This window comes from Aminipila terrae, assembly GCF_010120715.1.
Taxonomy (GTDB): Bacteria; Bacillota; Clostridia; order Peptostreptococcales; family Anaerovoracaceae; genus Aminipila; species Aminipila terrae.
Map to the genome: position 1 here is coordinate 1,277,745 of NZ_CP047591.1, position 26,487 is coordinate 1,304,231.

Genomic DNA, 26,487 nt, shown 5'->3' on the forward strand with positions numbered 1-26,487 from the left:
CAGGTAAATGTTGTTTTTTTCCATTTTTATTTTATCATTAGCTTGTTTCTCTTATATGTTAAATTATTATCATACAAAAAAGGTATAAAACCTTTTGGTTTTATACCTTTTTACAAAATATATTAATTACTCCTTTATGCCGTTGGATTTGTTTTAGTATCCTCATATTTATTCAGCATTACCTGGGCTTTAAATAAATCTCCATCAATGAATACTTCAAACCATCCTTTTTGCAGTTTAACTAAATCTTTTGCTATGGCTAATCCAAGACCACTGCCTTCCGTAGTTCTTGATTCATCCCCACGCTTAAACCTCTCCATCAGTTCTTCTGCGTTTATATTTAACGGGTTTTTAGAAATATTCTTCATTTCCAGGGTTACTAAACTTGTTATATTTTCATGCCCTGTACCTATGTCTTTTACATCAATATATACCCTGCTGTTTTCCAGAGCATACTTTAAAACGTTACCAAGAAGATTTTCCACTACTCTCCACAGTAATTGTCCGTCCGCCAAGACATAATATTTATCATGATCTGCATTTATAATAAAATCTAATCCAGAGGCCTGAATTCTCTGGTCCATTTCACCTAATCCCTGGTTAATCAGAGAAAGCAGTTCCACTTTTTCCAAATGCACAGGCATGGCTCCGCTGGAAGCCTTGGCCGCTTCGAACAAATCTTCGGTTAAGTGACGCAGACGCTCTGTTTTTTCGTCTAGTATCCTTAAATATTCCGGTGCATTCTCACTGTCAAGACCTTCCGTTTTGAGCAAATCTATATAAGTAACCATAGAAGTCAATGGTGTTTTTAAATCATGAGACACATTTGAAATCAAATCTGTTTTCATTCTTTGATTTTTTAATTCGTTTTGAACCGCTACATTTGATGCCTGGGAAATTTCATTTATGCTTTGTGCAAGTCTGTCCAGTTCTCCATCTCCTTCTACAGGAATTTTATATGCAAGATTTCCATGTTTAACTTCTTCTATGCCTTCTTTAATCCCTTCAAACTTGTTCACCCATTTTGGTGCAAAAACAACAATTACAAGGAACACCAGCGGTGCTAAAAAGATTGTAGCCGAAAGCAAACATATCCCTAAAGTCCCGATTACAACTTTTTTCATTAAACTGCTACCGGCATATATTTGTTTAGCACTATTCCATAGTAAGCCCAACCATTTAAAAATAATCAGATTCCATAACTTATAAGTTAAAGAATTTCTTATGAAACAATGTGATTTTAACAGTCTTATAACAGAAAGTATAAACCATAGTCCAACCATGGCAATTACTGTACATATTACTGCTAAAAAGGAGATTTCCATAGGAGTCATGCTTCTGGTATATTCCCAATTGTTAAAAGTGGCCTGTACTACCCACCCACCGGTGGCTGCTGCTGTTCCAATGCATGCAATCTGAATTTCAGTCCATATTCTGTCTAAAGTATAAAGCTTACGCACGCCCTCTTCATTTCTTCTCCCAGTTGTAACTACAAGATAAATGAATAAGATGAGGCAGCCTGCCCCACAGCCTGCCATCACAGGAACCAGATGAATAATATCCGATGTATTTTCATAGGCTGACTGTTTTGCATTAATATAAGCGTCATCGAAAGCCAGATATACTTTTAAATTGTCATTATATAAAGTAAAGTACGAATCTTCAATGGTCTGATCGATATCTCTGACCCATGCGGTGGCATTCTCTTTTGATTCTGGTACTTTGATTAATTTACCACCCTTATAAATCATATATGCCGGGTTTTTTTCAAACTCTTTTATCTCTGGTGGAACGGCCTTACCGTCAACAGATGTCTGTGCCCTCATATTGGTCACAGTATTTACACCATCTGTTGCAAAATACAACATTCCCTTCTGTCCGTTCAACTCATCCTTCAGTGCATTAAAACTTCGCAGCTGATCCTTTATAAGTATGGTTTTAATCTCCTCAATCTGAGCTTTATTTGCCTCTATAAATGCTTTTCGAATGATTTGATTATTTTCAATATCTGCATCATAGGTCACATATTGATATGCAAAATCTTTAGCCTCATCAAGGTCCATATCCTGATAATCATATACATCCTTTTCCATTGGGTAATGGACTCCGTTAATAATCATTTCAGGAATGTTCTTGCCATCCTTTTGAATGGCATCATATGAAAGCTGCAATGGAGTAGCCGTTATCTTTTTTTCTCCACAATAATAAGTCTTATCAAAATAAAGCTGCGTTATGGCATCGTATAGCGCCCCGTCATTTTCATCTAAAAACTTCCCTGCTTTAATGTTATTTTCGCTCTTATACTCTGCAATCAAATGTAGAATCTTTGAAGAATCCTTATTGAATTCTTCCTGTAAATCACTACTTTCAAGGTAATTCTTAGTACTAAAATCTCGTCTAAAGTAAAACTTCTTCCAGCCTTTTGAAGGCCTATGACCGTAGCAATACTCCCTATGAGAGTTGCTGTAAACAGCATTACACACATAATAAGTGTCAGTATTCTGATTGCCGTATTGTTGCTAAAATTTTTCAACTTTGTATCCAATTCCCCACACCACCTTCAAATATCGTGGATCTTTTGGGTTAATTTCAATTTTCTCCCTGATCCTTCTTACATGCACGGCAACGGTATTTTCCGGATTATATGCCGGCTCATTCCAAACAGCCTCATATATCTGCTCCATTGAAAACACCCGTCCTGCATTTTGTGTCAATAACTTTAAAATTCCGTACTCAATAGGTGTTACAACCACCTGCTCCCCATCTAAGGTCACAGTTTTCTGTTCATCATCTATTACCAGTCCCCTGTTTTAAAAACCCCATTTTTTTCTCAAGGCTGCCAAGACTCACATATCTTCTGAGCTGTGATTTAACCCTGGCAATTAACTCCAGAGGATTAAAAGGCTTGGTGACGTAATCATCCGCCCCTACATTTAATCCTGTAATTTTGTCATAATCCTCTGATTTAGCAGAAAGCATGATAATGGGAATATTTTTATCCTCTCTGATTTTCATCGTTGCACGCATTCCATCCAGATTTGGCATCATAATATCCATCAGAATAAGATGTATCTGGTTCTTTTCAACTACCTGGAGAGCCTGCAGTCCATCATATGCTTTAAAAATTTCATACCCCTCATTTTTTAAATATACTTCTATGGCATTTACAATCTCTCTGTCATCGTCGCATACTAAAATATTCATTTCATACCTCCACTACGGAAATCCTGCTCCTGACTGCGCACCTGGCCAGTTTGCCCTCTTACCGATTATATTTATATATTAAAATCCAATTCTTACAAAAAAACTGTCGAAACTCTTACGAATTTCTTAAGGTTTATCATACCATAAATTCATAAAAGTAACAAAAATTCTATGTTAAATAATAGAAAACTGCTGCAATATCACTTGCAACAGCCTCCATTTTAAACTCTTTATTCATTTTTCAAACTTTCAAGTGCGCTTAAATTCATGGCACGTTTTGCCGGATAGTATCCTGCCATCAGGCCAATGCCTGTTGCAAAAGCCACCGCTGCCACAGCAAGCCAGATGGGGATTCTGGAAATAGCAGATCCAGTTCCTCCTCCAAAGCTGCCCAGGGCAATACTTATAATATCCTTCAGTACTGTATTCATCAGCAAAGATACTATAAAGCTGAAAATCAGCCCCACAAACCCTCCTATAAAACCTATCAGCCCGGCTTCAAGAAGAAACATTTTACGGATATCCCGCAGATTCGCACCAATTACCTTCATTACGCCAATTTCCTTGGTTCTCTCATAAATGGACATAATCATGGTATTGGTTATTCCCAAAGCGGCAACTAAGAGGGATATTCCTCCTATACCACCCAGGATACCCTGAATCATTTTAGCCGTTTCCTTCATGGATTCAAGCCAGTCACTAGGGCTTGAAGTCTGATATCCCTGATCTCGAAGCTGTTTGCTGATTTCTGCAGAATCGTTAATATCACTTACATACACCAGTGCTTCATCATAGGTTTTAGTCCCAGAGGAATACGTACTTTCTTTTCTTGCCTTTTTTAACTCTTTAGCTATATCCTCAAGAGCTGTAATATTCATATAAGCACAATAGGCTGAATCATCGTCTGGATTTTCAAGAACACCTATCGCCCTGGTGTCATATTGTTTATATACTACTTTGTCTGAGTCGGTTTTTTCTCCGGTGTTCTGTTTTTTCTGTCCATAAGTATCATCCCCTGTAACAATCATTTTCTTGGCTGACATCACATCAAGCGGTTCTCCACTCCACTGATCGCTGTTAGGATCCTGAAACCAAGTGGGCACCTGATTTCCAAACAAGATTTCATATTTATCTCCTGAGTTTAGCAGCCTGCCCCCTTCCAGCACTTTGTAATTGAACTTTTCCAGCACCTCAGGACGCACACCTAAAACCTGGGTCTGAGCCACTTTTTTACCAACACCTATAACAAGATTTTCACTTATTACGGGCGTAACCGCCCCTACCCCTTTCATTTTTTCCATATCATTTATGGCCTTGTCATTGATTACGCCTTTGGCATCTTTCATCTTCTGCATCACGGCACCATCTCCATTACTCATAACCGTAATCATATGAAGATTCCCATAACTTTCAATCTGTTCCTTGTAACTGTCCGTAAGTCCGAATCCAATAGACATCATAACAACAATAGCGCAGGTACCAACTACAACCCCAATCACCGCAAGCAGGGTTCTTGTACGCCGCCGCAGTAAATTACGAAAACACAGGTCAACCAAATCTCTACTATTCATAACCCTGCTCCTTATTTGCCTTCAGGCTTTTTACTCTCATCCGCCGTTTCTTTTATATCAAAGTCAAAATCGTCAATCTCCAGAGCAGCATTCAGTTTTTTCTTTCTGTGCCTTTTAAACAGAATTCCCCCAATAATACCCACCAGAATAACGCCACCAGCTATGATAAGAGCCCATGGCTTCTTCTTTTCAGGTTCCTGCTGTGCAGGGTCCATACCTGGATCTTCTGGTGCATCCATGGCTTGAAATTTAAATGGCACTTCAAGGAACTGAGGTGCTCCATTGCCATCTTCAAAGGTAAAGGTTATGGTTCCTTCCATTGGTCCTGCTTTTCTTGGAATAAAATTAAATCTGTAACTGTCACTTTTACCACTTTCCATGTTGCCGGCATAATAACTGTTTGATTCCATTACATCAAAATCTCCTTCACAATTCACCCTTAAATTGTTTAAAGGAGTTTTTCCCATATTATAAAAATCCAGTTCACAGGTGCCCTGCTGCCCCACATATAACTCTGTAGGTGGTACCAAGTCATCCACCACAAGACGGGTTCTCTGGGTGATAGGAATAGCAATCACGTCTTCTGATTCCAATGGATCTCCTGAACCAGCTTCATATGTCATTTTTACATTTATCGGCGTTGTTTTTTGTTCTGCCTGTGGTTTTGTACTTAATTTTATACTTTTGGTATAATGTGCTTTTGGTTTAATACTATCAATAAAAAATGAATTGCTTCCGCCTACTGGTACAAAAACTCCGTCTGCATTGTTTAAGGATACTTTTACGTTGGTCAGAGTTTTTCCTGAGGTATTAAATATGCCTAAATTCAGGTAAAAATTAGTTCCAGCCTGAACTACGCTTCCGCCATAAGAATAATTGTCTATCATAAGCTGAGGCTTCTTTGCAGTGCTGCCATCAGATAAGAGCGTAACCGTAGCGTATTCTGTTACACCAGCCACTGCATCCTTCTCTGTAGTATTGGTAGGGGTTGCGGTTATCTTTACGGGATAACTTTTCTGATCAGCCCCATCAAAAGAATAGAGTTTAACAGAATATTGCTTGCTAGCTCCCTTAGGGAAATTATCAATAAAAATATTTCTGGATTTATTGATAATCCCTTCTGCAGGTTCTACCGCAATTTTTATGTTCTTAATTTCTGCCCCGCCTGTATTCTGAACTGTAAAGTTCAGGTTAAAAGGCTGCCCTGACTGCATCTGATCAGGCATATTTACATTGGTGATAGCTATGTTGTCTGTGCTGACACTGCCTTCTCCCTGTACCGGTATGTAAAATGTTTTCTTTGCTACCACATCTCCATTCATAAAATTGAGGCCCAGTACCTGCACATCAATAGCATAATTCTTACTTTCTATTCCGTCCTTTACTGTAATGGGAAATTCGGCGGTTTTTCTTGATCCAACCGAAATATAACCTAGTTGGACCTGGTTACTTCCGTTATAAATGGACAAACCGTCCGGAAGTGTTAAAGAAACAACCGCATTCTTAATGGTTGTATTCCCATAATTATATACTTCAAGTTTTATCTTGTTAGAATTGCCCTCAACGAACCCATCGGTAGGTTCTATCACATGGGAAATATCCACCCCTGCAACTGTTTTTGAATCCACACCATCTGTTGCCATTTTCTCATACACTGTAAAAGAAGTATGTTCCTCTAAGGTTTTCTGATTTGACAGATCTGCACCACTTTGGTCTTTCAGGTTTGCCTGGAAGCTACAGTTTCTTTCCCCTGTGTCTGCGTGTTTTGCAACCTTTACCGAAAAGCTTACGGTCTGTTTTCCTCCTGACTGTATAACAATACTTCCTGTATTATCACCTATGGTTATTCCAGATCCATCAATAGAAAGTTTCATATTTTGTACGGTAACCGTTTCACTCCTGTTATTTTCTATTTGAAAACCAATTGAAATATTTTCATCCCCCTGCATTCCGCCAGGAGATCCAATGGTATCAATAAAAACCCCTCCATTGCCACCTGCCGCATAAACAGTTCCACCAGTCATCTGCTCTGGCATAAATCCCGGCATTAAAGAATACAATACTACCACAGCCACTGCCATTGATAACCCTAATCCCCGTTTCACACTACCTCTTCTACTGTTCATTTTCCTTTTCTCCCTCTTCCTGTTCCTTCTCTGCACTATCTCTTACCGTAACGCTCAATATATTACCATCCTGAATAGTTACCACTTTATCCGCATACTCTGCTATACTTCTGTCGTGAGTTACTAAAATTAAAGTCTGTTTATGTTTTCTTACCTGACCCACAATAAGATTCATGACTTCTCTTGTGGTGTTGGTATCCAGGTTTCCTGTAGGTTCATCAGCAAAGATGATCTTGGGAGTTCCCGCCAGGGCTCTGGCGATTCCAACCCTCTGCTGCTGTCCACCACTCATCTGCGTAGGCCTGCGTTTTCCATATCCTTTCAGACCAACAGCTCTCAAGGCTTCTTCAGCAATTTTATTTCGTTTCTTTTTATCCATACCCCGGAATATTAATGGCAGGCTGACATTTTCCAAAGCTGTCAGCATAGGCAGTAAATGATACGCCTGAAATATAAATCCAATGTTCTTCTGCCTGAACAAGGTTACTTTTTCTTCATTTAATTTATGTATTGGTATGCCACCTATGTATATTTCACCCCTTGTAGGCTTTTCCAGTCCTGCAACCATGTTAAGAAAGGTTGACTTACCTGACCCTGAAGTCCCCAGAAAACATACGATCTCACCTCTATAGATTTCCAGACTTACATTGTTCAAAGCTACAACCTTTTCTTCTCCCATCCTGTAAACTTTTCTGACATTCTTTACTTTAATTAGCGGTTCCATCAGCTTCCTCTCTATTTTTTACACCACGCTTAAAAAGCGAACTCCATCCCCAGAGTTCGCAGTTTAAAAAATTTCATTGTCTGCCTGTACGTATGTCAAATATCCCACTCGTCTTCATGGCATACTACTTCACAATACACCTTCTGTTTCTATAGTGTACTACCTGTAATAATACACTGTCAATCCCCTTTTTTAATCTTTTTTCGACAGACAATTTTAGTAATCCCCAGTCCCAATAATCCTATATTATATAAGACGTAATCCCTAGTAAAAATGTTTCATTATTTTTCCAATTTTTTAAAATTTATTAGCAAAAACTTTTTTTAGTTATAATTACCATCTTTACCTCTTCAATTTAACTTTGTATTCTTAAAACATCCTTTATATAACCTTAAAGAATCTTAAGATTAATGTTGGTGCTACCGTAATTATTATTTTTACTTAAATCTCGGTAGCTTTCTGACCCTTTAATCGTTAGTTTTAACTCATTGTAAGTTTATTTATTGGAAGCACTACCATAAAAATATAAATTTGCATAAAACACGGTAGCATTTGCTAAAAATGCTACCGTAAATTTTCACATTTTATAATTGTAAGAGCAAAACCCTTTATTATCTCATAATTAATTTTTCACCTGAACTTTGACTAGCTGATTGTCCTGATTTGCACCAAAAAAAGTGCCCCTATTGGGAGCACCATATTGCTTATCTTCCATTATTTTAAAACTACGAATTGAAACTCTAAACTTATATAATTTGCGAAATTTCATCCTAAGGTCTTTAGATTTCTACCTTATGGAAAGTCTTTTTACCCTTTTTAATGATGATTGCTCCGTCTTTAAACATGTCCTTTGTAATCATCATTTTAGGGTTTGTAACCTTCTCATCGTTAATTAACAGTCCGCCGCCTTCAATGGTTCTGAAGCCTTCCCCATTACTTGGTACTAATTTTAACGTTTTTATCAGGTTAACCACTCCCATGCCTTCTCCATCAAAATCTGCTGCTGCCATTTTGGTGGTCGGGATATTACTCATATCACCACCTCCGGTAAATGCAGCTCTGGCAGCTTCCTGTGCCTTTGCAGCTTCTTCTTCCCCATGAACCAGCTTGGTAACCTCAAAGGCAAGAATTTCTTTTGCCTTATTGATTTCTGCATCCTGAAGAGAAGATAATCTTTCTACTTCTTCCATAGGAAGGAATGTTAACATGCGCAGACACTTGTTTACATCAGGGTCAGCAACATTTCTCCAGTATTGATAGAACTCGTAAGGAGATGTCTTTTCAGCATTCAGCCATAAAGCCCTTTCTGAGTCTTACCCATTTTAACACCTTCACTGGTTGTCAGAAGAGAGAAAGTCATCCCATAAACCTGCTTGTCTAATTCACGTCTAGTAAGGTCCACACCGTAAATAATATTGGACCACTGATCATTGCCGCCAAACTCCATCTTGCAGTCAATATCTCTGGCCATTACCATGAAATCATAGGACTGCATAAGCATATAGTTGAATTCCAGAAAAGAAAGTCCTTTTTCCAGTCGCTGCTTAAAGCATTCTGCACGAAGCATGCTGTTTACAGAAAAATGTCTTCCGATATCTCTTATAAATTCAATATAATTAAGCTTCAACAACCATGATGCATTGTTAACACAAATGGCTTTTCCTGGATCCGGTTCCTTGTTTGCCGAAGCCTTGCCAATAGTTTTGCCGTCTCCACCTGTATATACCCATTCATCATCAAAGTCTAAAAATTTATCAAAAAGTTTTTTAAATGCATTGCAATTGTTTTGAACAGTTTCAGGAGTCATCATCTGACGCATATCCGTTCTTCCTGAAGGATCTCCCACCATTCCGGTTCCCCCGCCAATTAAAACAACCGGGGTATGTCCATATTTCTGCATGTACATCATAATAATGACCTGCATAAAATGTCCTACATGCAAGCAATCCGCTGTAGGGTCAAATCCAATATAAAACTTGATTTTCTCTTTCCCTAAAAGTTCTCTTACTTCTTCTTCATTGGTGCACTGCTCAATAAAGCCTCTTTCTTTAAGCACATCATATACATTATCGTGCTTACTCACATTATCTGGTATAAAATTCATACTTTTTTCCTCCAATCAGCCACTTTTTCTGTTCTGGGGCACAAGTGACTAAATCCTACAGTTATTTTGTACCGTATAAACGGTCCCCAGCATCCCCCAGTCCTGGAAGGATATACGCATTTTCATTTAGTTTTTCATCCTTGGCAGCAATAAAAATGTCCACATCTGGATGAGCTTTCTGCAATGCTTCAATCCCTTCTGGGGAAGCAATCAGGCACATAAAGATTATATTTTTTGCGCCTTTATCCTTAATAAAATCAATAGCAGCAATAGCACTGCCACCAGTGGCAAGCATAGGGTCTACTACAAATACCTGTCTTTTGGCAATATCCGTAGGCAGCTTGCAGTAATATTCTACAGGAATATGGGTTTCCGGATCTCTGTACAATCCAACATGTCCAACTTTTGCATTGGGAACAAGTGCCAACATGCCATCTACCATACCAAGACCTGCTCTTAAAATGGGAACAATAGCTATATCCTCACCCTGAAGCATTTTCATTGTTGTTTTACACATTGGTGTTTCAATCTCCACTTCTTCCAGTGGAAGATTTCTAGTTGCTTCATATCCCATCAGCATTGAAATCTCTCTGACCATTTCTCTGAAATCTTTTACACTTGTATCAATCTTTCTAATCATTGCTGTTTTATGCTGAATTAGCGGATGATCAAATACATATACTTTACCCATTTATTGTTTCCTCCCTTGCATTGCCTGCATTTCAATTTCTATTATTATTTTTACATATTGTTTAACATATCTACACGACGCTGATGTCTGCCACCTTCGAATTCTGTATCCAGCCAGGTCTGCGTTATTTTCTTTGCTGTTTCCAAATCAGTGGTTCTTCCACCCATGGCCAGAATATTGGCATCATTGTGTTTTCTTGTCATTTCTGCCATGTGTTCATCAGTACATAAAGCACATCTTATGCCCTTCACCTTATTGGCTGCAATGGAAATACCTATGCCTGTTCCACAGCACACAATCCCTCTGTCAGCTTTTCCTGATATAACTGCTTCGCCACAAGCTTTTCCATACTCAGGATAATCCACAGAATCGGTTGTATTTGTTCCCAGGTCAAGAACTTCAACTCCCTGTTTCTCTAAATACTTTTTAATATTTTCTTTTAGTTCCAAACCGCCGTGGTCACATGCCATTGCTATTTTCATCTTTTTTTCCTCTCTTTTGCAAATAAAAATATTTATACATTTATTACGCTATAGCCTGCTGATTTGAGCATTCTGTTCATAACAGCAAAACCAACACCATCATTGGTATCCAGGGCCCCTGCTAAAATCAAATCAACCGCCTTTTCATCAAATTCACGAAGCTTTGCAAAAAAATCGTGAGCTGCCTCACGGAACTGGTTATCTTCAAATAAAATAACCCCGACTTCCTTACCTTCTGCCTCATTCTCTGATTTCAGCCTGTCTATTTCTGTCTTAACTTTAGTTATTTCCCCGGAAATAATCATCATTTCCGCTTTAGGTGCATAGTGTTTATATTTCATGCCGGGAGCTTTTGGTTTAAATCCCGGCTGGGAAACATCCCTTGGACGATTTACAAATAAAGCGGGATCCATTTCAACTTTTTGACCTATGGCATTTTCCAGCTCTTTCTGAGTAATAATACCTGGTCTCAAAATAATAGGTACATCACCGGTTACATCTATAACTGTAGATTCAATACCCACCTGACACTCATGTCCCATCAGTATTGCATCAATTTTCCCATCTAAATCCTCCACCACATGCTGGGGTCTGGTAGGACTGGGCCTTCCGGATATATTAGCACTGGGTGCTGCAATGGAGCAGCCGGACTTACGGATTAATGCTCTTGCTGTTTCATCGGAAGGCATTCTTACCCCTACAGAATCAAGTCCTCCTGTAGTGGCATCCGGAATACCTGGCATTTTACTTACTACCATTGTAAGCGGTCCTGGCCAGAATGCTTTCATCAGAGCATTCATTACATCTGTCACTACCGGGGTAAGTCTTGCCAGGTCTGCTTTTTCTGCAATATGAACAATCATCGGATTGTCACTGGGTCTTCCCTTTGCTGCATATACCTTACCTACTGCACTGCTGTTCATGGCATCAGCACCAAGGCCATATACGGTTTCTGTGGGGAAGGCCACCAGTTTGCCCTCGGCAATCATTTTCGCCGCCAGTTCTATATTTTCAGTTGTTAGATCTAAAAGTTCAGTTTTCATGGCTCTGTCTTTCTAAAAGTTCTTCATCTTCTCCGCCTGATCACTAGTGATAAGGCCATCAATAATTTCATCTAAATCTCCATCCAGGAAGTAATCTAACTTATAAATAGTCAGATTAATTCTGTGATCGGAGACTCTGCCTTGTGGGAAGTTATAAGTTCTGATTCTCTCACTTCTGTCTCCACTTCCTACCTGGCTCTTTCTCTGGTCAGCAATTTCTTTATTCTGTTCCTGCTGCATCAGATCGTACAGCCTTGAACGCAATACCTTAAAAGCTTTTTCTTTATTTTTTATCTGTGATTTTTCATCCTGGCAGGTTACCACCAGCCCTGTAGGTACATGGGTAAGTCTCACTGCGGAATCTGTAGTATTTACACACTGTCCGCCATTTCCAGATGCCCTGTATACGTCTACCCTCACATCATTAGGATTTATTTCAACTTCCACATCATCCACTTCAGGAAGTACTGCAATGGTTGCAGCAGATGTATGGATACGTCCTGAAGACTCTGTTTCAGGTACACGCTGGACCCTGTGAGCACCGCTTTCATATTTTAATCTGCTGTATGCCCTTTACCTTTAATCAGCATGACAGCCTCTTTTATTCCGCCGATACCCGTATCATTCATTTCAAGGATTTCCGTTTTCCATCCTCTGCGCTCTGCATATCTCATATACATTCTTAAAAGGTCTGCGCCGAACAGAGCAGCCTCATCACCACCAGTTCCTGCCCGCACTTCAAGAATAACGTTTCTATCATCATTAGGGTCTTTTGGAAGCAGCAAGATATTCAATTCTTCTGAAATGCTTTCGATGGCAGGCTCTAATTCACTAATCTCCATTTTTGCCATTTCACGAAGTTCTTCATCATTTTCTTCAAGCATATCTTTTGCCGCCTGAAGATCTTCTTTTGCCTTTTTGTATTCTTTATATTTATTCACAATAGGCTCCATCTCGCCCATTTCTTTTATATGCTTCTGCCAGACCGGCTGATTATTTATGATCTCCGGATCAGAAACCTTCAAAGAAAGCTCTTCATATTTCTCTAAAATAAAATCCAATTTATCAAACATTTATCGTTCTCCTTAATTTTTTGGTTATATATCTAAACGCCGAGCCGGAACTGTTTTGCAAAATGCCCAGTTCTCTCCATACTAACTATTTAGTATAACATAATTTAAAATAAAAAAAAACTGGAAATTAATATTTCCAGTTAATTTAAAGCTACTTTTTACGACCTTTTCAATTTATTAATAAATTGATGTCAGATCAAAGACTAAAAATCTCAAATCTCAGTTTTGAAGATTTTTATCGCAATTAGTCGATATGATACTTTGTCTTAAACTTTTCAACACGACCGCCACGGTTAATGAACTTCTGCTGTCCTGTAAAGAATGGATGACAAGATGAACAAACTTCAACTCTAATCTCTTCTTTATTTGACTTTGTCATGAACGTGTTGCCGCATGCGCAAGTAACTTTACATTCCTTATAATCTGGATGGATTCCTTCCTTCATGCTATGCACCTCTCTTTGCTCTTGGCCCCGCGGCCTCCGCATTATTACTGTAACTACAGCTTGTATAGTATATCAAAAGCAATGTTTATTAGCAAGAGTTTTTTATAAAAAACTGCATCTTGTATTTAAATTTGCTGGTCTCTCCCTGCAATACCTGCTGCAATTAAATCCAATACCATAATGAAAACAGCAAGAGTGATTGGAAAAGCCCAGTTTCCTGACAAATCATAAACAGCTCCTGCTAAAAATGGGCCTATGGCCGCCATGACATATCCTGCACTCTGGGCAAAGCCAGATAAGCGGGCCGCCTGTATGCCATCTGAAGTTCTCATCCCAAACATCACCAGGCTCAGACTGAAAGTTCCCCCCAGCCCCAAAGCCAGTATGGCTGTACTTGCACCCAGCAATATTACTGATTTTGCAAATAATATTCCCACAAGTCCAATGATGCCCATCCCGGCTACACTTACTGCCAGTCTACTCTGATTTTTAAAATACCCAGCCAGCATTGGTATGGCTAAATTTGCCGGTATTGCCGCTAATTGAAAAACTGTTGCCACAATTCCCGCAGCCATAGGAGAAAGTCCTCTGTCTGAAACTATCGTGGGCAGCCAGGTAACCATCATATAAAAAACACAGGATTGTCCTCCGAACATAACTGCAACCCACCATGCCAGAGGAATTTTATATAAGGGTTTCTGAAGTTTATTGGCCCCTTCTACTTGTTCTGTTTTTTTACAATCAGAGGGCATCCTTTTTAGCTGAATGAGTGATACCACGATAGACACCATGGCTGTAACTGCCCAGATGCAAAAAGTCCAACGCCAGCCCCAGCCTAAATTTACTGCAAGGGGCACACTTATGCCAGCACCAAGCCCAGAGCAAACAGACATGGTCGTAGTAAAAATACCTGTCATCGTACCTATTTTGTCTGGAAAAAAGCTCTTTATTATTGCCGGAATTAAAACATTACCAAAAGTAATACCCATTCCAATAAGCCCCGTACCCAAAATCAGTCCTACTATACCGCCAAAGGATCTGAGCAGTATTCCTGCCAGCATAATGATCATTCCTAGCAGCAAAGACTGATTGGCACCTGTTTTTTCACTGATCTTACTAATAAAGGGAGACAACAGTGCTATGACAATTAAAGGTATGGTAGTAATGGTTCCTGCAACTGTATTTGATAGCTTCAAGTCCTCTACAATGCAATATAAAATAGAGCCCACCGATGTTATGGGAGCTCTAAGACATATAGCTGTAGTAATTATTACAAAGGACAGAAGAACTCTGTTTTCTCTTATCGTATTCATTTAATTAACTTTCTTTATTTTACCTCAGTTTTGCAAATTACAACTCTGTCAAAATCATTATAGTCTTTCCTGATTTCTATATCTGTATATTGTCCCATGTGGGCCAGCTTATCTGCTATGATATTGCCCTGGTTATGACCTACTTCTAAAAATAGCATGCCACCTTTGCCCAGATGCTTTGGCGCCTCCTTTAATATCTGTCGGTAAAAATCCATTCCATCTTCCCCACCGTCCAGAGCCAAGTGTGGCTCATGAGTTCTGACTTCTTCATCCAGTGTAGAAATTATCTCAGATTCTATGTATGGAGGATTAGAAACGATTATGTCAAACTTTGTATTACCCAGCCGTCCTTTAAAAGGTTCAAACAAATCACCTTTTTTAATAGTGACATTTGCCTTTAATGTTCTGGCATTTTCCTTCGTCAGCCGTATGGCTTCTTCACTAATATCACTGCAGACTACTTTCATGTTTTTGCACAGTTTAGCCAGACTTATACCAATGGCACCGCTGCCACAGCATAAATCAAGAACAGTTATCTTGCCTTTAAAGCATCCTGCATAATCCATGACAGCTTCTGTGAGGAGCTCTGTATCCAGACGGGGTATTAAAACATTCTTATCGACTTTAAAATCATACCCCATAAATTGCTGGACACCTGTTATATGCTGCAGGGGTATTCTGGTTGCTCTGGTATCGATTAAATCAAAGTACCTGTTGCACTGACTGTCTTCCATAGTCTTGGACCAAATCATAAACAGCTCTCCCCGATCCAGATTGAGCATATGACAAAGCAAACGCTCAGCGTCAACTTTGGCGTCGTATATTCCAGCTCCCTCCAGTGTTCTCTGCCCCATTTGAAGCATTTCCTTTACAATCATCGCCATTATATATATTCCCCCTTGACCAGGTTATCTACCTAATAAAACCTCCTGTGTATATGCTTCATAATCCGGCATATACAGGTTTAATTCTTCTGTCTCTTCTGGGACCATGACAGCTTTCATAGCAATAATAGCTACTTCCAGCTGCTTTTCATCCGGTTCCTTTGTGGTTAGTTTTTGTAGGTATAACCCTGGCAGACTTAAAATTCTGACTAAACTATTATCCGTGCGCCCTGCCCATTTAAGCAGTTCGTAGGAAAGACCTGCTACCACAGGTATCAGCAATATCCGGGATGTCACCCGCAAAAGCAGATTCGGCCATCCTAAAAGAGAAAATAAAATTAAGCTGATAACCATGATAAACATCAGAAAACTTGTTCCGCACCTTGGATGTAATGTATAAAACGGTTTGCAGTTTTTTGGGGTAAGTTCTAGTCTATTTTCAAAACAGTGTATGCATTTATGCTCTGCTCCGTGGAACTGGAATACTCGTTTAATGTCTTCCATTTTTGAAATGAGTAATATATATACTGCAAACAATACAATACGTAATATACCTTCTATCAGATTAAGAACTATTTCATTTTTGGTAAGCATACCACACCAATTGACTGCAATTGTAGGTACAACTATAAAAATTCCAACAGTAAAAAGAAGTGCCAGCACTACGGAGGCATAAATCATGATATTCCATGCAGCTTTTTCTCCAAAGTGCTTTTCAATCCATAGGGTAAACTTATCTTTCTCGTAATACTCGGGACCCTTAATGCTTCCTTCATCCATACCGGAAGCTCTTTGTTCTTCCCGAAGCTTAGCAAGTTCTTCCGTATGTTCATTCTCATAGTTCTCAAGAACCTCTGCGGAATACATTAAAATTTTGGTTCCTGTCACAAGGGCTGAACCAAAAGATATCACACCTCGGATAATGGGGATTTTAGCCCACTTGCCTTTAGGTTTCAGTTTTTCTGTTTTCAGGTGAATGACACCGTCTGGCATACGTACCGCTATAGCCGTACGTTCTACTCCTTGCATCATGATACCTTCCATAACTGCCTGACCTCCTACACTGGTAGGGCAGGCTTCTTTTAAAAATATTTTGCTTAAATCCATATCTTGCTCCTGCTTTTAAGTTTTGTACATTCCTTACTTCTACTTCTGTTCTGCAAGCTTACTCTTTTTTATAACCTGAATAAAATCTGCATTGTTCCTTGTATGCGCAAGATTATCAATGATTGTTTCGGTTACTTCCTGAGTACCCAGGTTAGCCATGGCCCTTCTGACCATCCAGACAGCTTCAATCTCTTCCGGACTCATGAGTAAATCTTCCCGTCTTGTTCCGGATTTATTTAGATTAATAGCAGGGAAAATCCTCTTTTCAGATAATTTTCTGTCCAGATGAAGTTCCATGTTACCAGTTCCTTTAAATTCTTCGAAAATAACATCATCCATACGGCTACCTGTTTCTACAAGTGCAGTAGCCAGGATGGTGATACTTCCGCCTTCCTCTAGCTTTCTTGCTGCACCGAAAAACTTTTTAGGTTTGTGCAGTGCCCCTGGATCCAGACCTCCTGATAAGGTTCTCCCGGAAGCCGGGACTACCAGGTTATATGCACGGGCTAATCTGGTGATGCTATCCAAAAGAATCACTACGTCTTTGCCGTGTTCAGCCAGCCTTTGGGCACGGGCCAGAACCATTTCAGCAACCTTTACATGATGCTGGGGCATTTCATCAAAAGTAGAATAAATGACTTCCCCACTTACAAGGGATCTCTTCATATCGGTTACTTCTTCCGGCCGTTCGTCAACCAGAAGAACAATCATCTCAATCTCAGGATACTTTGTCTCAATAGTATTGGCAATTTTCTTAAGAAGTATAGTCTTCCCCGCTTTTGGAGGTGCTACGATAATACCTCGCTGTCCTTTTCCAATAGGTGCAACCAGATCGATAAGCCTCATAGCCGTATCGCTTCTTATGCCAGTCTCTAATGACAGCCTTTCCTTCGGAAATATTGGCGTCAGATCATCAAAATCAGGCCTTTTTATAGCCACTCCCGGTTCATCACCATTTACAGTCAATACATAAAGCAGGGCGCCAAAACGCTCTCCCTCATTGGGCTTTCTTGATATACCTTTTATTTTGTCCCCTGTTTTCAGATTAAACCTTCTGATTTGTGACGGGGAAACATATATATCTTTTTCGCTGGTTAAAAAATTGGAAAACCGGAGAAATCCAAATCCTCCATCTGCCAGTTCCAGTATACCTTCCACCTCAGGTCTGTCATCTTTATGATATTTCTGGTCAATAGTTTCAGTGTTGTCCGTATTTACTCCTTTGTCACTCTGGGCCATTTCATTCTGTGCCGCAGTGGTTTCTGCTTCTTTAATAATATCCGGATCAATCATTACCGCCTGTTGGTCTTCCTGGGGCTTTGTCTCACCTGCCCCAAGTGCTTCCAGAAGTTCAGCTTTTTTCATTTTTTCATAACCTTCAATGGAAAAAGCTTTTGCAATTTCCCTAAGTTCTGAAATTTTTTTATTTTTTAAAACATTTTGTTCCATAAAAATTCCCCTTCAAAAATATTATATAACCCCCAGACCCGGGGGTATATAATACATTTCTAAATTATTTCGACAAGCTTCACTTCGTCAGCTAAAATTATGACACATTAGTCTGTTGTTACTGCACCATCAGTGGTTTTTTCTGTCTGAACCGAGTAAATCTCTCTTATCATATCTTCTGTTTTCTTCTTATCTGGATAAACATAGTATGGTGGCTCCGGATCCGGATTGTTTGGAAGCGTATAGGTTTTTATATCACTCTCAGAAATGCCCATTGCTTTGGTTGCCAGACCTAAAGCGGTTCCCAGAGTAATATCGGAATCCACATTCTGAAAAACAGTCTTGGCAACAGAAGGAAGATTCAGGCCGATGCACTGTTTGAATGCACTTTTTATAAACTCCTGCTGGGCTTTTACTCTTCCCAGATCACCTTCCGCATATCCATGCCTGAACCTTAAAAATTGAACAGCATGTTCCCCATCAAGGGTCTGTTGTCCTGCTTTTAATGCAATTTTCAAAGGCGGCTTATCATATGGGTCTGTATAATACATACCCCCCTTATGGTTTATATCCGGAATGTTCATAGGAACTCCGCCCATGGAATTGACTATTTTTTTAACGCCATCATATTCAATAACGGCATAATAATTAATTGGCATACCACAAAGCAGTTTACTTACAGCCTTTGCCGTATTGACCGGATTGCCCTTGTATGCAGCATTTAATTTTTTTTCAGCCAGTCCTTCGCTGCCTTTTCTTTCGTAATATGTATCTCTTGGTACGGAGATTACATCTACCTTTTTATTATCCATATCAAAACTTACCAGCATAATTGTATCTGTTAATCCGCCATTTACGCCAAGTAAAAGGACGTTTGCCCTTTTAGAGTCTTTAAAAGATTGAAAAAATGGACTGTTTTCATCTACCAGAGATTCCAGTTTCAATTCATCTTCCAGTACGGGAGTATATTCTTTTCCTGGGTCAAAAGGCTTAATATCCGCCACTTTCCCAATTAGTGAGGTAACCCCTAAACCACCTACCGTTAAAATAACAAATGCGATAAAAAAAGTTCTTAAAAATATCTTTCCATTACTGGTTTGTTTTTTATTTTTCATTTTACCCTTATTTCCTGTTTTAGCAGATGGTATAACCTGATACTCTTCATAATCATAACCTGCTCGTTCTGCTTCCCACTGCCGTGCTCTGGCTTCTCTTTCTCTTGCCCTTTGCTTCTTCTCAGCTCTGTTCATTTGTCCGTTTATAACCTCTCTTGTAACCGTTTTCCCTCTTCTATTATTCCTGAACTTATATTTTATACTATTTACAAGTAAAAATAAACACTATAAATCAAAAAACTGCCGCGAGAAAAAGGCTGTCTCAAAATAAAATGGCATATATATGCGGATTTATTATTTGAAGCAGCCCATTTTTTGATTTTATATTATAAATTTTCTTTTGTATTTACTCTGTATCATTCTGGCTTTCTGATTCTTTTTCTGTTGGAGTTTTGTAAATTTTCTCAATCATTTCACCAGTTTTAGCAGTATCTGCAAACCAGTAAGATGCCCCATTCACTGTCTTAGGGCCACCTGGGGTCAGATAAGTAGTCATATTTTTGGTATCCAGATTAATGGCTTTTGTAGCAATTTTAGTTGCCATGCCCAGGGTTATATCTGAATCGATTTCCTTTAATCCCAGCTTCACTACACCCGGAAGTTCTGGTCCAATTGCCTGCTTTAAGGCTGACTGAATAAACTGCTGCTGAGCTTTTACTCTTCCAATATCCCCTTCGGGATAACCGTGTCTGTATCTCAGGAATTGAACAGCCTTCTTTCCATCCAGAGTCTGTTGTCCTTTCACAATATATATGTGGAGTGGAGGTTTGTCATATGGATCGTCATACTTCATGGTAAATGGTATGTCCATAGGAACTCCCCCTATTTTGTCTACTATTTTTTCTACATCACTAAACTCAATGACTGCATAATAATTAATGGGAATGCCCAATAATGTATCACTGACAGCCTTAGCTGTACCGATAACTCCTTCACTGCCATAAACTGCATTGATTTTCTGCGCAGCAGCGCCTTTGTAATGTTTCCTTGGATAATATGTATCTCGGGGCACAGAGATAACATCCAGTTTTTGATTTTTCATATCATAGCTTGCAAGCATAATGGTATCTGTCAACCCATCATTATCACCCAATACTAAAATATTTACACGCTCACTCTTTGAAAACATGCCATAATAAGGACCACTTTTATCAACGATATAATCCATGTCCTTCATGAGTGATTCGTTTCCCCCGAATATACGAACCTCTCCCACTTTCCCCAGTGTAAATCGCACTGGCATAAGGGCTACTGTAAATATTACAAATGATATTAGAAAAAATTTTGCAAATTGCTTTTTATTATTCATTTCCTTTTCCCCTTTTATAATCATCAATTCAATATATACCAATTTGCAGAATATTGCAAGAAAAAAAGGTCATCTATTAATAGATGACCTTGGATTTATATAGAATTAAGCATTATTTGCTGTAATCGAAGAAGCCGACACCAGTCTTTCTTCCCAGCTTATTTGCTCTTACCATTTTTGTAAGTAATGGATGAGGTCTGTATTTTGTATCACCAAATTCTTTGTATAGAGTTTCCATGATAGCCAGACAAACATCCAGTCCAATCAGATCCCCTAATGCAAGAGGTCCCATTGGATGGTTCGCACCCAGTTTCATAGCTTCATCAATACCCTCTGCATTAGCTACGCCATCAGCAAGGATACCAACAGCTTCGTTGATCATTGGAATTAAGATTCTGTTTACAACAAATCCAGGAGCTTCTGCAACATCTACAGGAGTCTTTCCTAAAGATTTTGCAAGATCAACAATAGTAGTTCTTGTTTCTTCTGAAGTGGTAAGTCCTTTAACAATTTCAACCAGTTTCATAGCTGGAACCGGATTAAAGAAATGCATTCCGATAATCCTGTCAGGTCTGTTAGTTGCAGCTGCGATTTCAGTGATTGAAAGAGCGGATGTGTTGGTAGCAATAATGGTCTCCGGCTTGCAAAGCTCATCTAATTCTTTAAACAATGCTTTCTTTGAATCCATGTCTTCTGTAGCAGCTTCCATGATAAGGTCAGCATCCTTTACGATGGCAATGTCTGTTGAGCCATGGATCCTACCCATGATTTCTTCTTTAGCCTCCGCAGTGATTTTTTCCTTTGCAACTAGTCTGTCTAAGTTCTTACTAACTGTTGCAATACCCTTTTCAACAGAAGCTTCTCTTCTGGCCCTGATTACAACCTCATAACCATTCTGGGCAAGAACCTGAATAATTCCGGCACCCATCGTGCCTGTTCCTAATACACCAATTTTCTTCATCACAATTATCCTCCTTGGTTTATGTTTAATCCTTCATATCGCATTATTCATGCTATAGATATTATAACATACTCCATGGGAATGTGTTGTTTTTTTTTTAACGCAATCAATGTCCACGATTCAGCTGTAAAAGCTGGTATCATTGGAATTAAGGCCTTCGAATCATCATTATTCAGATTGTATTTCGTTATCTTTTTCACAACAGATTTTTCAACAAAATAGGAGCTATATCTGACTCAGTTTTTTCTTCATTTCTTCTTTGTACTGTTCTACTCCTGGCTGGTTAAAAGGATTTACCCCCATTAAATACGAGGTAATTGCGCAGGTAGTCTCAAAAAAATAAATCATCTGTCCAAAATTAAAAGCATTCAGCTCCGGAATATCAATTCTAATTACCGGAATTCCTGCTGCACTATGGGCAGATATTACGCCCTCCATGGCTGCCTTGTTAATCTGGCTTAGACTTTTCCCAGCCACTAGGTCTCCAGCACTCTCTGGAACAATCAAATCCCGGGAAGGTTTTTCTATATTTAAAACTGTTTCAAAGAAAATCTGCCGTCCCTCCTGCAGAAACTGACCCATGCTGTGCAAGTCAGAGCTGAATCGGAGAGAATCCGGATATAGCCCCTTGCCCTCTTTTCCCTCACTTTCTCCAAAAAGCTGTTTCAGCCATTCTGCAAAAAACTCCAACTGAGGTTCATAGTACTCAAAAATTTCTAATTCTTTGCCTGACTGCAAAAGAGCGAAACGGGCAGTCGCATAATTTACAGCATCTAAGTCCCAGGCCGGGGATACAGCCATAGCTTCCGCCCCAGCCAGCATAGCCCGAATATCAATTCCTGCGGCTGCCATGGGCAGAAGACCTACAGGAGTAAGAACGGAATAACGTCCCCCTATGTCATCAGGAACATTAAAACTTACATAACCTTCTCTGTCCGCTTCTTCCCGAAGTACTCCTGTATTTGCATCTGTTATGGCATAAATCCTTTTTGAAGCCTTTTCTTTCCCATACTTTTTAATCAATTCTTCTTTCAGTACAGCAAAGGCAATGCTAGGCTCTATGGTGTTCCCTGATTTTGATATAATACATAAGCAAACTTCTTTTTTCCGAATATCTTCTAATAGTTTGTCTAAATAAACTGCGCTCATGGTATTTCCAGCAAATTTCACGGAAGGATACCGGTCTGCAGGAACTCCTGTGTCATAAATTTCATCATATCCTACCAGAGCATTAACAGCTGCACGAGTACCTAGATAAGATCCCCCTATACCAATCACAATCAGTTCTTCACACTGATCCTGTATGACAATAGCGGCATCCAGAATTTTTCCCAATTGTTCCTGATCTATCTGTAAAGGCAGCTTAACCCATCCTGTCATTTCTTCTTTTCCAGACCAAAGTTTTTCCATAACCTTTTCTATATCCTTAGAACATTGTTTTATCTCCTCCATGGAGATGCCCGCTTTGCTTACATCAATCCCTAAATCCATTCATGTTTCTCCTTTATATGGTTAATTGGCGATATTGCTTCTATTTACTGACTTCTATATCTTATACATTATTATATATCTATTTTTGTGGGGTATAGTTAGGAACAATATCGTGAAGCCATTCTTTGACCTCTGCCTCACTCATGTCAGATACTTTTTTTACCTCACTTTCAATGGAGTCATGCTGGTCTTCTGCATCTAGCATAGTCTTCAGTGCGGGATTTGCCGGAAGTGGATGCCCCACATAAATTTTGTTATGGGCAGTCTTCTCAATTCCCTCTTCATCTAGAAGAAGCTCTTCATACAATTTCTCCCCTGGTCTTAATCCAGTAACAACAATATCTATATCCACATAAGGTACATATCCTGATAACCGGATTACGTTTTCTGCTAAATCTATAATCTTTACAGGCTCTCCCATGTCCAAAATAAAGATTTCTCCCCCTTGAGCCATGGCTCCTGTCTGAATAACAAGTTCCACTGCTTCTGGTATAGTCATAAAATACCTGGTGATATCTTTATGAGTTACAGTAACGGGGCCGCCCTTTTCAATTTGTTTTCTGAATATAGGTATTACAGAACCGTTACTTCCAAGCACGTTTCCAAATCGCACTGCAGCAAAAGTTGTTCTTGAATGCAGACTTTTTTCCTGTAATATCATTTCACCCACACGTTTAGTGGCTCCCATTACATTGGTGGGATTAACTGCTTTATCTGTAGAAATCATGACAAATTTTTCTGTAGCGAACTCTTCTGCCAGATCAATCATGTTCTTGGTGCCCAGGATATTATTCACCACAGCTTCCTTTGGGTTTTTTTCCATAAGGGGAACATGTTTATGGGCCGCAGCATGAAAGATTACATGGGGCTTATATTTTTCAAAAACTTCTTTCATGCGTTTTTTATCCCTTATGGAAGCAATGACAATCTCGAATTCCAGGTTCTGATATGTTTCCCTTAGTTCATTTGCCAATTCAAATACACAATTTTCATAGATGTCGACTGCAACTAATCTGCGTGGTCTGAATTTGGCAATCTGTCTGCATAATTCGGAGCCTATAGAGCCACCTCCCCCGGTGACCATAACGATTTTTCCTTCTATATAGCTGCTTATTTCTCGTAAATTTACGTGAACTGGCTCACGCCCAAGAAAATCCTCAATATCTACATCCCTCAGCTTACTGATACTTACTTTGTCGTTAATCAACTCTATTAAACTAGGTAAAATCTTAATCTTGCATCGGGTGCGCTTGCACTCCTCCATAATAGCCTGAATGGCTTTCTTGTTAGCGGAAGGAATAGCAATAATGATTTCATCTACTCCGTAAGTTCTGGCGGCATGCCTTATATCGCTGCGCCCGCCGTATACTTTCACTCCACAGATTCTGTGCTTCTGCTTAGAAGTATCATCATCGATGGCAACCACTACTTTTTTCCCGTATTCATGATGATTCTTTATTTCATTTATCATAGAAGCTCCGGCTTCACCAGCTCCAACAATCATTACTTTAGTAACATTGCCTCCTATGATGTCTTTCCTGCCGATCCGCAGAACAAAGCTGTTAAAAGTACCTGGACTTCTTAGGTTTCTAATAAACCGATAAGAAATCCTGAATACAGACAATAAAAAAACCATAAATAAAAAGGATATAACGTAAATTCCCCTTGGCATGGACAAAACAGAAAAGGTCACATAAAACATTACCAGAAGTTGTGCCACACCTGCAGCGGCTACTATTTTTACCAGTTCCTCTGTCCCTGCATAGCGCCACATGCTGGTATATAATCCACATACACTGAAGGCCATCAGGCATGCTAAGGTGATGGGGAATAAGTTGTTGGCGTATATTGCAAACCACGCATCAAAAACAGGATCATTGACATTAAAATCAAAACGTAATAAAAAAGCTACAATATACGAAAATGTCACAATGCAAACATCTATAAATAAAAGTATCATAATTCTTGAAAATTTAACCATTATATTTCTCCTGTATTTTTTTGTTTTTCTTTATATTATACATGCAATTATCAGATTAGGAAATGGAAATCCTAACCTGTATACGTCCAATACAAGTTATCTATATCGTGAGATTATATTTCCGTAAAAATAGGGCGGGTCAAAAAACCCACCCTTTCCAGATAACGTCTCATATATTTTCAGTAGTTATAAAGCATCTATCAGTTTACGTGCCGTATTCATTTTTGACTGTGAGTCCAATGCAAAGCTGACAAAGGTATCAGATAACATGGAGTAATCTTTTCCTGAAACTGATAAATAGGCGATATTTTCTAATACAAGCAAATAATGCTCAGAAATCTGCGCAAAATCATATAAAGCTTCCTGTGCAGCCACTTCTTGGTCCGTCATTTTACTTTTTTTCAGACTATCGATAGATATAGTTTGTTTTTCTGCAGTCTGAACATCTGCGCTAATGGATTCTACTAACATGGTTTTCATAGCTGCATCTGTTGTGGTTTTTAGGCTCACAATTTTACCAGTAGCTTGATCATAAAGCTCAACAGCGCTCTCAAATTCAGCCTGTAACCGTTTTGTATAGATGGACTGTTCTTTTGGTTCTTCCTGAATATTTGCCTGATTTCCAATCAAAATAGTCTTGGTAGTGTTATCCCACTGCACTTCCTGTGTCATCAGTTGGGATATAGACCGAATTGGTAAATAGGTACTGTTCTCATATACAATAGGGCAAATGCTGTTTCCGCTTATATCTGTAAATTTCTGTATCTGAAAATCATACATAATCGTTATATCCGGCCTGACTTCTACCATGACCTGATTGGATTTCCATGTCGGTTTGATATAATTTTCTTTATCAAACCCCTCTGCAGCCCCTTGGTTTTCATTATTTTTTTTAGTCTTTGATTTATTGGGATTCATTAAAGTTTTTCCAATATAGATAGTTTTGCTGTTATTATCCCATTGTATGTCCTCATTCATTAATGCAGAAATTGCGCGAATTGGCAGATAAGTATTTCCATTGTAAACAATAGGATATACTCTTTGCCCTTTCACATCCTTAAAAACCTGCAGCTTATCCTTCACCTGTACAGCAAATTCCGGTCTCACATAAGCAATTGCCTTATTTGATACGTTTTTCACTGCCTTACTCAAATTTGTGGCCTCCATTGCATAAGCAAAGCCAGTCGTCCCTACAATTAAAAACAATGAAAGTAAAATCCCTATAATCCTCTTATTTCTCTTCATGCTTCGTTCTCCCCAATGAACATTACTAGTTAGATATATTACCACATATAAATCTCTATTATTCTTTAGTATACCATTTTATGGACAAAAAGCACAACAAAATTTTAATATAATTTATTATCAATGTTGCATGCATTTGTGGTATAATATTGTGTCTATGCCTATGATT

19 protein-coding genes and 3 pseudogenes are annotated in these 26,487 nt (G+C 39.0%); all 22 read right to left on the minus strand.

The genetic code is table 11. From position 1 onward, the window contains the following. Positions 1-134: 134 nt before the first annotated feature. The 22 genes and pseudogenes from Ami3637_RS06115 to Ami3637_RS06220 all read right to left on the minus strand — a co-directional run bounded on the left by Ami3637_RS06115 (position 135) and on the right by Ami3637_RS06220 (position 26,318). On the minus strand, positions 135-2,315 hold the full coding sequence (locus Ami3637_RS06115; protein WP_162361795.1) for a HAMP domain-containing sensor histidine kinase: 2,181 nt from the start codon (positions 2,313-2,315) through the stop codon (positions 135-137). After that, positions 2,312-2,545: a hypothetical protein gene (locus tag Ami3637_RS06120; protein ID WP_162361796.1), complete on the minus strand. Its 234-nt coding sequence runs from the start codon at positions 2,543-2,545 to the stop codon at positions 2,312-2,314. Before Ami3637_RS06120 ends, Ami3637_RS06115 begins: the two co-directional genes overlap by 4 nt. Beyond that, positions 2,520-3,204: pseudogene (locus Ami3637_RS18930) on the minus strand (response regulator transcription factor). The gene Ami3637_RS06120 and the pseudogene Ami3637_RS18930 overlap by 26 nt, the downstream one beginning before the upstream one ends. A gap of 230 nt (positions 3,205-3,434) precedes the next feature. Further along, positions 3,435-4,775 (minus strand): ABC transporter permease, encoded by a 1,341-nt coding sequence (locus Ami3637_RS06130; RefSeq protein ID WP_162361797.1) that lies wholly within the window; start codon positions 4,773-4,775, stop codon positions 3,435-3,437. Between the two features lie 11 nt (positions 4,776-4,786). Next, positions 4,787-6,901, minus strand: a complete 2,115-nt coding sequence (locus Ami3637_RS06135) for a COG1361 S-layer family protein (protein WP_162361798.1) — start codon at positions 6,899-6,901, stop codon at positions 4,787-4,789. After that, complete coding sequence (locus Ami3637_RS06140) at positions 6,891-7,625, minus strand: ABC transporter ATP-binding protein (protein WP_162361799.1); 735 nt, start codon at positions 7,623-7,625, stop codon at positions 6,891-6,893. Before Ami3637_RS06140 ends, Ami3637_RS06135 begins: the two co-directional genes overlap by 11 nt. Before the next feature lie 779 nt (positions 7,626-8,404). Continuing rightward, positions 8,405-9,729: pseudogene (gene tyrS, locus Ami3637_RS18935) on the minus strand (tyrosine--tRNA ligase). A 61-nt stretch (positions 9,730-9,790) separates the two neighbouring features. Next, positions 9,791-10,420, minus strand: a complete 630-nt coding sequence (gene upp, locus Ami3637_RS06150; RefSeq protein WP_162361800.1) for a uracil phosphoribosyltransferase — start codon at positions 10,418-10,420, stop codon at positions 9,791-9,793. A 50-nt stretch (positions 10,421-10,470) separates the two neighbouring features. Continuing rightward, the gene (rpiB, locus tag Ami3637_RS06155) at positions 10,471-10,902 is read right to left on the minus strand and encodes a ribose 5-phosphate isomerase B (protein WP_162361801.1); all 432 of its coding nucleotides are present in this window, start codon (positions 10,900-10,902) and stop codon (positions 10,471-10,473) included. 32 nt (positions 10,903-10,934) lie between these two features. Beyond that, positions 10,935-11,945 carry an L-threonylcarbamoyladenylate synthase gene (locus Ami3637_RS06160; RefSeq protein ID WP_162361802.1) on the minus strand — a complete coding sequence of 337 codons (1,011 nt, stop codon included), beginning with the start codon at positions 11,943-11,945 and terminating at the stop codon, positions 10,935-10,937. A 12-nt stretch (positions 11,946-11,957) separates the two neighbouring features. After that, a pseudogene (prfA, locus tag Ami3637_RS06165) lies at positions 11,958-13,018 on the minus strand (peptide chain release factor 1). A 244-nt stretch (positions 13,019-13,262) separates the two neighbouring features. Further along, a complete protein-coding gene (gene rpmE, locus Ami3637_RS06170; protein ID WP_162361803.1) occupies positions 13,263-13,463 on the minus strand; it encodes a 50S ribosomal protein L31 in 201 nt (66 codons plus the stop codon). Positions 13,464-13,588: 125 nt separating this feature from the next. Continuing rightward, positions 13,589-14,776 carry a CynX/NimT family MFS transporter gene (locus Ami3637_RS06175; RefSeq protein WP_162361804.1) on the minus strand — a complete coding sequence of 396 codons (1,188 nt, stop codon included), beginning with the start codon at positions 14,774-14,776 and terminating at the stop codon, positions 13,589-13,591. Between the two features lie 14 nt (positions 14,777-14,790). Then, positions 14,791-15,660, minus strand: a complete 870-nt coding sequence (gene prmC, locus Ami3637_RS06180) for a peptide chain release factor N(5)-glutamine methyltransferase (RefSeq protein ID WP_162361805.1) — start codon at positions 15,658-15,660, stop codon at positions 14,791-14,793. Between the two features lie 24 nt (positions 15,661-15,684). Then, positions 15,685-16,767 (minus strand): DUF1385 domain-containing protein, encoded by a 1,083-nt coding sequence (locus Ami3637_RS06185; protein WP_162361806.1) that lies wholly within the window; start codon positions 16,765-16,767, stop codon positions 15,685-15,687. A 39-nt stretch (positions 16,768-16,806) separates the two neighbouring features. Beyond that, entirely contained in the window at positions 16,807-18,216 is a 1,410-nt protein-coding gene (gene rho, locus Ami3637_RS06190; protein WP_162361807.1) for a transcription termination factor Rho, read from the minus strand. A 107-nt stretch (positions 18,217-18,323) separates the two neighbouring features. Continuing rightward, positions 18,324-19,466 carry an LCP family protein gene (locus Ami3637_RS06195; protein WP_162361808.1) on the minus strand — a complete coding sequence of 381 codons (1,143 nt, stop codon included), beginning with the start codon at positions 19,464-19,466 and terminating at the stop codon, positions 18,324-18,326. A gap of 211 nt (positions 19,467-19,677) precedes the next feature. Continuing rightward, entirely contained in the window at positions 19,678-20,640 is a 963-nt protein-coding gene (locus tag Ami3637_RS06200) for an LCP family protein (protein WP_162361809.1), read from the minus strand. Between the two features lie 112 nt (positions 20,641-20,752). Beyond that, positions 20,753-21,601 (minus strand): 3-hydroxybutyryl-CoA dehydrogenase, encoded by an 849-nt coding sequence (locus tag Ami3637_RS06205; protein WP_162363679.1) that lies wholly within the window; start codon positions 21,599-21,601, stop codon positions 20,753-20,755. 225 nt (positions 21,602-21,826) lie between these two features. After that, a complete protein-coding gene (locus Ami3637_RS06210) occupies positions 21,827-23,092 on the minus strand; it encodes a glucose-6-phosphate isomerase (protein WP_162361810.1) in 1,266 nt (421 codons plus the stop codon). A 79-nt stretch (positions 23,093-23,171) separates the two neighbouring features. Beyond that, a complete protein-coding gene (locus Ami3637_RS06215; protein ID WP_162361811.1) occupies positions 23,172-25,073 on the minus strand; it encodes a polysaccharide biosynthesis protein in 1,902 nt (633 codons plus the stop codon). A 186-nt stretch (positions 25,074-25,259) separates the two neighbouring features. Continuing rightward, the gene (locus Ami3637_RS06220; RefSeq protein WP_162361812.1) at positions 25,260-26,318 is read right to left on the minus strand and encodes a stalk domain-containing protein; all 1,059 of its coding nucleotides are present in this window, start codon (positions 26,316-26,318) and stop codon (positions 25,260-25,262) included. Positions 26,319-26,487: the final 169 nt, after the last annotated feature.

Coding starts and splice junctions, on each gene's coding strand:
- rpmE (WP_162361803.1), bottom strand. CDS start 13,463: ATGAAGGAAGGAATCCATCCAGATTATAAGGAATGTAAAGTTACTTGC.
- Ami3637_RS06130 (WP_162361797.1), bottom strand. CDS start 4,775: ATGAATAGTAGAGATTTGGTTGACCTGTGTTTTCGTAATTTACTGCGG.
- Ami3637_RS06200 (WP_162361809.1), bottom strand. CDS start 20,640: ATGAATAATAAAAAGCAATTTGCAAAATTTTTTCTAATATCATTTGTA.
- Ami3637_RS06215 (WP_162361811.1), bottom strand. CDS start 25,073: ATGGTTAAATTTTCAAGAATTATGATACTTTTATTTATAGATGTTTGC.
- rpiB (WP_162361801.1), bottom strand. CDS start 10,902: ATGAAAATAGCAATGGCATGTGACCACGGCGGTTTGGAACTAAAAGAA.
- Ami3637_RS06135 (WP_162361798.1), bottom strand. CDS start 6,901: ATGAACAGTAGAAGAGGTAGTGTGAAACGGGGATTAGGGTTATCAATG.
- Ami3637_RS06195 (WP_162361808.1), bottom strand. CDS start 19,466: ATGAACAGAGCTGAGAAGAAGCAAAGGGCAAGAGAAAGAGAAGCCAGA.
- upp (WP_162361800.1), bottom strand. CDS start 10,420: ATGGGTAAAGTATATGTATTTGATCATCCGCTAATTCAGCATAAAACA.
- Ami3637_RS06160 (WP_162361802.1), bottom strand. CDS start 11,945: ATGAAAACTGAACTTTTAGATCTAACAACTGAAAATATAGAACTGGCG.
- Ami3637_RS06220 (WP_162361812.1), bottom strand. CDS start 26,318: ATGAAGAGAAATAAGAGGATTATAGGGATTTTACTTTCATTGTTTTTA.
- Ami3637_RS06205 (WP_162363679.1), bottom strand. CDS start 21,601: ATGAAGAAAATTGGTGTATTAGGAACAGGCACGATGGGTGCCGGAATT.
- Ami3637_RS06185 (WP_162361806.1), bottom strand. CDS start 16,767: ATGGATTTAAGCAAAATATTTTTAAAAGAAGCCTGCCCTACCAGTGTA.
- Ami3637_RS06140 (WP_162361799.1), bottom strand. CDS start 7,625: ATGGAACCGCTAATTAAAGTAAAGAATGTCAGAAAAGTTTACAGGATG.
- Ami3637_RS06210 (WP_162361810.1), bottom strand. CDS start 23,092: ATGGATTTAGGGATTGATGTAAGCAAAGCGGGCATCTCCATGGAGGAG.
- Ami3637_RS06175 (WP_162361804.1), bottom strand. CDS start 14,776: ATGAATACGATAAGAGAAAACAGAGTTCTTCTGTCCTTTGTAATAATT.
- prmC (WP_162361805.1), bottom strand. CDS start 15,660: ATGGCGATGATTGTAAAGGAAATGCTTCAAATGGGGCAGAGAACACTG.
- rho (WP_162361807.1), bottom strand. CDS start 18,216: ATGGAACAAAATGTTTTAAAAAATAAAAAAATTTCAGAACTTAGGGAA.